This is a genomic window from Liquorilactobacillus uvarum DSM 19971 (assembly GCF_001434935.1).
GTDB lineage: Bacteria > Bacillota > Bacilli > Lactobacillales > Lactobacillaceae > Liquorilactobacillus > Liquorilactobacillus uvarum.
This window is the reverse complement of record NZ_AZEG01000016.1, coordinates 42,596-52,455: the sequence shown is the minus strand read 5'-3', so window position 1 is coordinate 52,455 and position 9,860 is coordinate 42,596. Positions and strand designations below refer to the sequence as shown.

The 9,860-nt window shown below is 33.7% G+C and carries 9 protein-coding genes; 7 read left to right on the top strand and 2 right to left on the bottom strand.

Translation table 11 applies throughout. The features are described from left to right. Positions 1-225: 225 nt before the first annotated feature. Both FD20_RS08430 and FD20_RS08425 read left to right on the top strand, forming a co-directional pair. Complete coding sequence (locus tag FD20_RS08430; RefSeq protein WP_057737656.1) at positions 226-1,686, top strand: ABC transporter permease; 1,461 nt, start codon at positions 226-228, stop codon at positions 1,684-1,686. Positions 1,687-1,707: 21 nt separating this feature from the next. Continuing rightward, the gene (locus FD20_RS08425; RefSeq protein ID WP_057737653.1) at positions 1,708-2,364 is read left to right on the top strand and encodes an ABC transporter ATP-binding protein; all 657 of its coding nucleotides are present in this window, start codon (positions 1,708-1,710) and stop codon (positions 2,362-2,364) included. Positions 2,365-2,654: 290 nt separating this feature from the next. On the opposite strand, the gene FD20_RS13810 is transcribed toward FD20_RS08425, so the two are convergent. Together FD20_RS13810 and FD20_RS13805 are read right to left on the bottom strand one after the other, a co-directional pair. Next, on the bottom strand, positions 2,655-3,332 hold the full coding sequence (locus FD20_RS13810; RefSeq protein WP_235807743.1) for an alpha/beta fold hydrolase: 678 nt from the start codon (positions 3,330-3,332) through the stop codon (positions 2,655-2,657). Then, positions 3,317-3,766, bottom strand: a complete 450-nt coding sequence (locus tag FD20_RS13805; RefSeq protein ID WP_235807742.1) for a hypothetical protein — start codon at positions 3,764-3,766, stop codon at positions 3,317-3,319. The genes FD20_RS13810 and FD20_RS13805 overlap by 16 nt, the downstream gene beginning before the upstream one ends. Positions 3,767-3,914: 148 nt before the next feature. Between FD20_RS13805 and FD20_RS08415 the strand changes: the two genes are divergently transcribed. The 5 genes from FD20_RS08415 (at position 3,915) to FD20_RS08395 (ending at position 9,714) form a co-directional block, all read left to right on the top strand. Further along, complete coding sequence (locus tag FD20_RS08415) at positions 3,915-4,481, top strand: TetR/AcrR family transcriptional regulator (protein ID WP_057737652.1); 567 nt, start codon at positions 3,915-3,917, stop codon at positions 4,479-4,481. A 641-nt stretch (positions 4,482-5,122) separates the two neighbouring features. Next, positions 5,123-5,986 carry a hypothetical protein gene (locus tag FD20_RS08410; protein WP_057737650.1) on the top strand — a complete coding sequence of 288 codons (864 nt, stop codon included), beginning with the start codon at positions 5,123-5,125 and terminating at the stop codon, positions 5,984-5,986. A 152-nt stretch (positions 5,987-6,138) separates the two neighbouring features. Beyond that, positions 6,139-7,449: a glycosyltransferase family 2 protein gene (locus FD20_RS08405; RefSeq protein WP_057737648.1), complete on the top strand. Its 1,311-nt coding sequence runs from the start codon at positions 6,139-6,141 to the stop codon at positions 7,447-7,449. A gap of 11 nt (positions 7,450-7,460) precedes the next feature. Then, positions 7,461-8,585, top strand: a complete 1,125-nt coding sequence (locus tag FD20_RS08400; RefSeq protein ID WP_057737646.1) for a glycosyl hydrolase family 8 — start codon at positions 7,461-7,463, stop codon at positions 8,583-8,585. Between the two features lie 220 nt (positions 8,586-8,805). Next, positions 8,806-9,714, top strand: a complete 909-nt coding sequence (locus tag FD20_RS08395; RefSeq protein ID WP_057737644.1) for a DMT family transporter — start codon at positions 8,806-8,808, stop codon at positions 9,712-9,714. The last annotated feature ends 146 nt before the right edge of the window (positions 9,715-9,860 follow it).

Sequence of the window (9,860 nt, the reverse complement as noted above, 5' to 3'; positions counted from 1 at the left end):
ATTAATTATGGCACAACTGTTCAGAAATTTATGTACCAAATACTAGGATAGGAGCAATGATTAGAATCTAATGAAATTATTTAGGATATTGTTTATTTATTAAATTAACGCTTTTTTCTCTAAGCTCTCTTAATGATTATTGCTACTCCAGGAATGTACAGTTAGAATTACCTTCATTACGCAAGTAAAATAAAAGCAGCATTATTAGAAATTGGAGGCGTTCTAATGAATTTTTTTAACAGAGCTTTTTTAAATATAAAGGGGAAAGTAGGGCGGACAATACTTTTAACCTTAGTTCTTTCAGCAATACTTCTTTTTGTTTTGGCAGGAATTATTATTCAAAATGCAGCTACCACTGCAGTTAACAACGCTAAAAAAAGTTCTGGAGCGACAGTTACATTATCTGCTAATCGTGATAATGCTTTTAAAAAATTACGGCAGCAGAAAAGCAAAACACCTACATTGAGCCTAGCGAGTGTAAATATTAAGACAGCAGAAAAAATAGGCAAGTCTAAATATGTTAAGAACTACAATATAGCAAGTTCAACTACAGCAAATGCGAAATCATTTGATGCAATTGAAACTTCAAGTAATAGCCAAATGAGTAGTCCGATGGGTGGAAAATCAGGTGCAACTTCTAGCAGTCAAGGAGATCTATCAATTTCCGGAGTTTCATCCACGAATCAAGTCAGTTCTTTTACGTCTAATACAAGTAAAATAACGAGTGGACGTGGCATAAAGGCATCTGATAAAGGAACTAATAATGTTGTGCTTGAAAAAGATTTAGCTAAGCAAAATAGCATATCTGTTGGTGATATTGTTACTATTAAAAGTACTAGCAAAAAAGTTTATAAATTAAAAGTAGTCGGCATTTACAAGACAAGTTCGACGACAAGCCAGAGTGGTGGCATGATGGGGCAAAGTGATCCAGCAAACACAATATATAGCTCATACACATTGGCAAACTCAATCAAAGGGACAAGTACCACAGCTGAATCAGTTGCTTATACAATTAACAATCCAGCAAAGGCTTCAAGTTTTATCAAAGATGCGAAGAAATCAATTAACAGTTCTAAACTTTCGCTTTCAAAAGATGACAGCACATATCAATCGCTGTTAACACCTCTTAACAACGTTAAGTCCTTTGCAAGAAAAATTGTGTTTTTAGTTAGTATTGCGGGAACCATTATCTTAACATTGATCGTCATTTTGATGATTCGTGAACGACGTTATGAAATTGGAGTTTTGCTTTCATTGGGTGAGAAACGGTGGAAAGTGATCGCACAATTTTTTGTGGAAATGGCAATGATAATGGTTGTTTCAATAGCAATTGCTGGTTTTGGAGGTAAATTTGTTGGAGACGCAGTTGGAAAACAACTTGTTAATCAAGAAACATCAACAACTAGTGTAACTGCAAATAATAGTGGTGGCAATAGTCAAGGCCAGACGAATAATGGAGGACAGCCTGGAGAAAATAATCAGCAGACGCCAGGAAAAGCTAACAATAGAGGCTCAGCATCACAAAGTGCCAGTTCAACACAGCAGCTCAAAAATCTTTCAACAAGCATTAGTATAATTTCTTTGATCCAACTAGCAGCTTTTGGACTAATTATTATCCTTTTAGCAATAATGATTGGATCTATTGGGATTTTAAGACTACAGCCTAAAAAAATATTGATATCCTAAATTGCGGAAGGAATGAGAAAAATGCTAAAAACAAAAAATCTTGAATACTGGTATGATCAGAAAGAAAATAAACTTTTTAACAATGCAAATTTAGAATTTGAAGAAGGAAAGTTATATGCGATTATCGGCAGCAGTGGTTCTGGTAAAACAACATTTCTTTCCCTTTTAGCTGGTTTAGATAAACCAAGTGCAGGGACAATTGAATATCAAGGAGTGCCTCTTCCAAAGATTGGGTTAACGAATTATCGAAATAAAAATGTTTCAATGGTCTTTCAATCTTACAATCTTTTTAACTATATGTCGGCTTTAGAAAATGTGCTAACAGCAATGGCGATTACTAGGGCTGAACATGCTAATGATCGAGAATATGTTTTTAAAATGCTTGCAAACATTGGAATTGATCAGGAAATGGCTAAGAAAAAAGTAACGCATCTTTCTGGAGGACAACAGCAAAGAGTTGCAATAGCACGGACTATGTGTTGTGATGCTAGACTGGTTGTGGCAGATGAGCCAACAGGTAATTTGGATGAACAAAACACGCGAGAGGTTTTGAACTTGTTTAAAGATCTAGCACACAAGCAAAAAAAATGCGTTATTCTAGTAACGCATGAACCCGAGGTAGCTTCATTATGCGACCAAACAATAGAGTTGAAGAATAAAAAATTCAGTATAGTATAACCAACTGTAGTAATACAAATTCGAAATTTTTATGAGCTTAAAAAGTATGTTTGGGATATAGTCAATTTTTTGAATGCAGGTAAGATTTTAGCTAGATGGAAAAACTAGGTTTTTGAATGCTTTTATACAGAACCTTCAACAAGATCTTGAGACATAATATAAAAAGAACTCTATGAACGTTAGATAGTATCTAATGTTTATGGAGTTCTTTTAGTTTACGAAAGGGATATTCTGGTTCGCAAATCAGCTGTATACAAGCTCAATTTGCAGACCATTTCTCAGATCGGTTATTATAAAAATTTCTTGATTTTATCAAAACCGAGTTCGCGTCTGCCTGCTTGACAATGCTGGTCTCCACCAGATGCCTTATCAAACATGATTGACTTAACTGAACTTGCATTGACTAAGCCAGTAGCAATTTCTGGAAGACGACTGCTAGGGACATACTGGTCATTTTCTCCTGCAAGCAGTAGAACATCTTGATTGATCAGGGGGAGAATTGGTTTGATGTTGTACTTTTGAAATTCCTTAAGTAGATCATAAGGTGTCTTAGTCCCGGTGTTCTCTAAGCCCTTGTTTATTTTCCAATTTAAGTCAAGATTTTGCTTCATCATCGCATAAAATTGAGTATTGATAATTTCTTTTTGATTAGCAGCCAGCAACTGCTCGACCTTGGTCATTTTGTCATAAGGCAAACGAACACGTAAACTATCCATAAAACTGTAAAAAATATCGAAAGCAACAACTTTATCCAGTCTTTTTTCAAAAGCAGCAGCTCGCATGACCAGGTAGCCTCCCAGTGACATTCCAACTGCGCTTGCACGCTTAATGCCGAAATAATCTAAGATAGTACTAATCGGTTTTTCCCAATTATGCGTGAGCTTTAGACCGTTTTTGAGCGCAGTACCTTGACCAGGTCCGTCAAAGACATAAATGTTATAATCGAGGCCTTTCATAAAATGTGCCATTTGACCATTTCTTCCATATATGAATCAAACCCCGCAAAGAATAAGAGGTTCTTTGTTGCCCCTGGGGTAATTAACTTAACTACTGGCAGATAGCTATTCTCATAAGGAACTTTATAGGATTCATATTCAAAGTCGGTATATCCCTTATAAAAGTTTGTACGGTATTTTTCGTATACAAATTGATCTCGAGGATCATCTGAGTTTAAATAAAATTCTGCTGCCTGATAGTAGGCTGAAGAAATTGACCATTGTCCATCAAGTTCGCGTTCTTGTGCTTTTTGGAACCAGGCCTTGTACCATGATTCAGTATCCTTCAGTTGGGGAACGATTGTTTCCAGATCTTGTTGAACAACTGGATCATTCTCAAATTCATCATTTATGAAACGATTGATTTGCAAATTGAATTGTTCATTTTCAACATATTGTTTGAACATTTTGAAGTACCTCCTCTTAATTTCTCTAGGTGTAGTATCTATGAAATTTCAGAAGTATACAACAAGCAAGTTCTGATTGATTGTAGGATATCAAACCATTGTTATCAATTAGTGTGATATCCTACCAAATGAAGGAAAGGTGATTGTTATGGTGTTGGATAAGCGAGAAATAAAAACTGAAAGACTAATAGAAACAACATTCATCAACATATTATCTGAAAAGGACCTTGCGAAGGTAACGGTAAAAGAAATTTGTGAGGAAGCATTAATCAGCAAGTCAACTTTTTATGATCATTATGTGGATAAGTACGCATTGCTAGATACTATTATTCAAGAATATTCTAGACAATTTCAAACAGAGATTCATGAACGATTCAAGTCAGTTGCTGAACATAATACTTTAAAGGTAATCAGCAGTATTACGCAAAGTATGGCTTCACACAACAAGAATCTGTCTACCATCTTAAAAGCTAGCGGAGTTGATAGGAGCTTAGAAAGTAACTTTAAAAAAATTCTTTTTCAAGAATCATTTGAGTATTTTACGAATCACGAAATTAACAGGAATTTTTCAAGTGAATTTTTAGCAAAAATGTATGCTGAAATTGCGTTGGCATCTGTCTCATTTACATTAACCAATTATGAAAATACAGACTTAATAAAGCAGCAAGCAGATTTCATGAATTTACTCCAACAGGCAATGCTGAAAAAAATCTAGTTTATATTAGGAATAATTGTCTAAGTGGAGCTACCAAGAAAGGTGTATGTGGAAAGGTGCAGCAAATCCGATTAAGCTGACAGTTTATTGTGTTTGACTGAAAAAAGAAGACAAAAAGTAGAAAAAATTTTGTCTGAAGGTCAAATGTAGAATTTTTATATTTGATGATATGATATCTTCTTAAATGCAGTACAGAGAATAGGGAGTATGAGATAAGTCGGCAAATTTTGAATACTAACGCTAAATTATGCATATAGCGTGTTCTCTATGGGCAATTTTAAGTTGGGTTTTGGGTTATGGAACACATTTACACGGAATCAATAAGAAAACTAGAGCATAAATTAAACTTTTGTTTCAACATCAATTACTGAAATATTACTTAAGCTGAAATTAAATTTGAAGCAGAAAGTGAATTTCAGTTTTTTTGCTGAATTGAGTGAGGTAATCCTTAAGTAGAAAGTAAAATCAAAGGGGAAAATTGGTTAAACAAGAAATATAGATTATTTAATAAAGTGCATGAACATAATTACTGGAAGTTAGTACAATATTACCCTATAATATAACTCATTTACAATTTAATTTGTAGATTATCAAAGAACTAATTATAGCTTATTTAAAATATAAATTTTGAGGAGAAAAAAATGCGTAAGTTATTTAGCTTTTTTAAATATGAGTATGCAGTTGTACTATTAGCTATTGTATTGATTTTATTATTATATTTGACTCAAGAAATGTTTGTCGATATTTTTTGGGCTGTCTCAATTTTGAGTTTATTAGGGCTTATAAGTGCTTTTATCTTACCTGATGTTTTGTTAACATGGTTTGTCATTTTAGTGGTGATTGCTGGAACGTTTACCATGATGGCAGGAATAGTATATATGCCGCATTTAGAAAGAGGTCTTTTGATTTTTACAATTCCTCTTTTTAGCGCTTTAGGTGCACTTATCAAGGGCTTGGGCGGGGTAAGAGAATCCGCACTCTCTAATAAAAGCAATATTATTAGTTATACTAATCATATTAATTCTGTTACTAAATTGAAAAACAAAAATAATGCTGCTCGTTTTTATGAGCGTTATATTTCTTTTATTGCCAATAACATGGATAGTAAAGAACTTACAATTGCAGCAACGTGTATTCATTGGGCACACAGTAACCAGTATCGCCAACTTAATTCTACTGAATACAAGCGGATTTTGAAGGAAATAGCGGATATTCTAAAAGTTCATCGTCTCCCTGATGAGGTGATCTGTTATATAGATTCAGGTAATTTTCTAATTTTTTCTTCTAAACTTGAAAAAGAACTAAAAGAAACTATCGATCACAAGGTGAAAGAAAGGTTAGCTGATATAAAATATCAGGATCAGGGAGTAAAACATGATTTGCAATATAAATATGCGTATCAAGCAATCAATTACAAAAATGTGAATGATTTCAGCACGTTTAAAGATTTAACTAATAATTTAAAAAGACAGTTGGAGACGAAAATCGTTGTAGAGTATCAGTAGAATTGAGGTGATCAAAGTGAATTTGACAAATATTTTCTTTGTCTTGGCAATAATTATCAGTGCTTTTTTTGCTTTTTGTACGGTTGGATTTTTCATTTGTCATTTAGTGATTTATCATAGAATAAATAAAAATTTTAAGGCGGTAGAAAAAGATGATTAACCAAGTCTTAATGATCATAACTTTGATTTCAATCTGGTTTTCTTTGACGATGTCTTTGATGATCTTGACTGGTGCAGCCCATTTTTGGTTAAAAAATAGTCGTACTAAGTCGATTGTTGAGAAATTGCCACGTTATCCTTTGATCACAGTTGTAGTACCCGCGCATAATGAAGAATTAGTGATTGCTCAAACAGTTGAGGCTATCTTGAATATGAATTATCCGCAAGCAAGGGTTGAGGTAATGCTTTTTGCGGATAACTGCAGCGATCATACTTATGAGGTAATGAAGGATATCAAGCAACTACCTAAATATCAAATGCGAAATATAAAGATAATAAAACGAAAGGGGGCTGGTGGAAAAGCAGGCGTTTTAAATGATGCCTTGAAAACAGCGCATGGGGAGTACATTGCTGTTTATGATGCTGATGCGATGCCAGAAAAAAACGCACTTTATTTTTTGGTTGCAGAAGCTCTAAAAGATCCAACTCGACATGTGGCTGCTTTCGGTAGAAATAAGACCCGTAATGCTACACAAAATTTTTTGACGCGTTGTATTAATCAAGAAATCGTTGTTACTCAACGTATTCAACATATAGGTTTGTGGCATCTGTTTAAAATTGGAAGGATACCTGGAACCAATTTTATTATTAATACTGAGTTTGTAAAAAGTATTGGGGGATGGCGAAATGGAGCATTAACGGAAGATACGGATATTTCGTTTAAAATAATGCAGAGCGGTAAACTGATTGCTTTAGCCTACAATTCGGAAGCATTTCAGCAGGAACCTGAAAATTTGAAGGCATACTACCTACAACGTAAACGGTGGGCTAAAGGAAACTATGAGGTTGTTATCGCCAATTTTAAACATCTTTTTGATAGAAGTAATTGGAGGGTAAAGTTCGAAACCTTTTATTATGTCTCCACATTTTTGTGGTTCAATTGTGCGATTATTTTATCGGATGTCATTTTCTTTTCGAATGTCGTTGTTTTATCATTAGGGCTTTTTATTCCCAATTTACAATTACCTTTTATGTTTTCGGCAAGCAATGTTTACATCGCACAGATTCTGTTTTTCAACTGGGGTTTGATGATTCTTTTGTACCTTCTTCAAATTAGTATGGCTTTAGTCACACAATTTGGTCAAGCAACTCCAGAACAAATCTGGCTGGGACTAGCATCATATTTTAGCTATTCACAGCTTTTTATTATTGTTTCGATTTCTGCAGTTTGTTCAGTAATGTTGGATAGAATTTTGCATCGTGATGGAAATGTTTGGGTAAAAACGAAAAGGTTTGATGACTGAGAGGAAGCATTGTGAAGAAAACTATTTTGAATTATGTTTTATTCAGCTCAATTTTATTGATTTTTATTGGTATTTTGATTTTTGTACGTATTAGTAGCTTGAAAAATATTGAGAAGAATCTTTATGATCAATGGCGAACAGCTTTTTTTGTTCCAGACAAGTTGGACAAGAATGCAGCCTATATTCAGACACAAAAGAGCAGAAACAATGCGGTTGTACTGTCTGAAGGTCAAGGGTATGGTCTTTTATTAACTGTAAAGGCCGCTGAACAAGGGTATACAACACAAAAAGATTTTACCAAACTTTATAACTACTATTTAAAGAACAGAGATTCAGGGACTGAGTTAATGTCATGGAAACAAAGGACTTCCCAGAATGGTGTAGTTAAAAAATTTAAAAATAGTGCAACTGATGGTGATATATATATTGCATATGCGTTAATCAAAGCAGGGAAACTGTGGCCAAATAAGGCAAAAATTTATAATAAACAAGCTGAAAAAGTGTTAAATGATCTGTTGAAGTATGATTACAACAATAAAACAAAGAGTTTGACAGTCGGAAATTGGGCAACAAATAGCACTGAATATAATAAATTGCTGCGCACGTCGGATGTTTTACCAGCACAGTTTGATGAATTTTATTATTTTAGCCGAAATGGTAAGTGGCTAACGATAAAAGATTCTATGATGCAGAGTTTGAAAAGCTTGAGTTCGCGGAACAAGACCGGTTTAATACCTGATTTTGCCTGGGTAAAGGGTTCAATTGCGATTCCAGTCTCGCCCAAAACAGTTTCCTCTAAGTATGATGGCGATTATTATTACAATGCATGCCGGATTCCTTATAATTTAGCACAGAGTAAAGATAAAACTAGTCAGCGTGTTCTAAATAAGCTAATGAAGTTTTTCATGACAAAAGATTATATTACAGGTGGTTATAAACTTAATGGAAATAATTTAAATGATTATCAATCAGCAAGTTTTGCTGCCCCAATTTTATATGCTGCCTTGCGCAATCAAAATTTTAATAAGTTGCTGCAACAGGAAAAATATATCTTTATGCAGAAATTAGATCCTAATAGCTATTATCAATCAACTATGGTGGTTTTAACGGCGATGAATGGATTGAAAAATAATTAACAAGGAAAACAATTAACAGATAGGTAACAAAGGCTCAATTTGCGCCAAAAAAATTTTAACCATCAAAAATAAAGTGAAATTTTTTATGCATAATATTGCTTTTAAATGCATAATTAATCATTATTAGACATGCTAAAGCTTATTGACTGGATATATATTTAAGGTTAGAATAGCATAATGGTTTTAAAAATTTGATTTTTACAATTCAAGGAGTGTTGGAATGAAATTGCAAAAATGGCAAGCAAACATTGTATTACTGCTCACAGCTGTGATTTGGGGAGCAAGTTATATTTTTATCAAACAAGCGATAAAGGCAGATATGCCCGCTGGTGTAATAAATTCTATCAGGGGATTTATTTTTGCGATATTAATATATCTTTTCTTCCATAGAAAAATTAATAAAATGACACGTACAGATTTTAAAGTAGGTCTTATCGCAGGCGTAATTAATTTTATTGGGTATCAACTGCAAGCAATTGGATTAAAATATACAACGCCTAGCAACAGTGCTTTTTTGACAGCAACTTATATTGTAATGATTCCCTTTGTTGTTTGGGTCTTTTTCAAAAAAAAGCCGCTATTAAAAAGTTATTTTTCAATTTCTATTTGTTTTCTAGGCACCGTCTTTTTAACGAATACTATCAGTAATGGTTTCAGTCTTGAAGTTGGAGATATTTTAACTTTGTTAAGTGCGTTCTTTTATGCTCTGCAAATTGTTTATTTCAGCAATACTGTCGCTAGTTCTAATCCCTTTATTGTTTCCTTTATGTTGGGCAGTGTGCAGGGAATAGCGAGTCTGATATGGTCTCTGCTTTTTGAACAATCAAGCTATGGATCTATAAATTGGTCAGTTGCAATAGTACCTGTAGTGATTTTAGGTGTTTTAGCATCTTTTGGTGCACAAACAATGCAGGTTATCGGTCAGAAATTTACTGATTCGACTTCAGCAGGTTTAATTTTAATGACAGAATCGCTGTTTGGCAGTATTTTATCGGTAATATTGGGATTTGATAAACTTGAAGGTAATCTTATAATCGGTGGGCTGCTGATTGTACTATCTATTTTTATAATGGAATTCAATGTTCAAAGATTATTTTTGAAAAAAAGATCTTTTTTAAGGAAAAGATGAAAAATCGTTTCTGGAAGGGCAACAGAACTCAGAAATCAGTGAACTCTAATGTTTAATTGCAAACATAGGTTGCTTTCAATTATGAAGCATGAGGCATTAGACGCATAAATTGATTTTTGAAATATGTTAACTTGTAAGGCCTTTGG

Bases quoted from the DNA above. Each gene is read 5' to 3' on its own strand.
- FD20_RS08430 (WP_057737656.1), top strand. From the start codon at position 226: ATGAATTTTTTTAACAGAGCTTTTTTAAATATAAAGGGGAAAGTAGGG.
- FD20_RS08425 (WP_057737653.1), top strand. From the start codon at position 1,708: ATGCTAAAAACAAAAAATCTTGAATACTGGTATGATCAGAAAGAAAAT.
- FD20_RS13810 (WP_235807743.1), bottom strand. From the start codon at position 3,332: ATGGCACATTTTATGAAAGGCCTCGATTATAACATTTATGTCTTTGAC.
- FD20_RS13805 (WP_235807742.1), bottom strand. From the start codon at position 3,766: ATGTTCAAACAATATGTTGAAAATGAACAATTCAATTTGCAAATCAAT.
- FD20_RS08415 (WP_057737652.1), top strand. From the start codon at position 3,915: ATGGTGTTGGATAAGCGAGAAATAAAAACTGAAAGACTAATAGAAACA.
- FD20_RS08410 (WP_057737650.1), top strand. From the start codon at position 5,123: ATGCGTAAGTTATTTAGCTTTTTTAAATATGAGTATGCAGTTGTACTA.
- FD20_RS08405 (WP_057737648.1), top strand. From the start codon at position 6,139: ATGATTAACCAAGTCTTAATGATCATAACTTTGATTTCAATCTGGTTT.
- FD20_RS08395 (WP_057737644.1), top strand. From the start codon at position 8,806: ATGAAATTGCAAAAATGGCAAGCAAACATTGTATTACTGCTCACAGCT.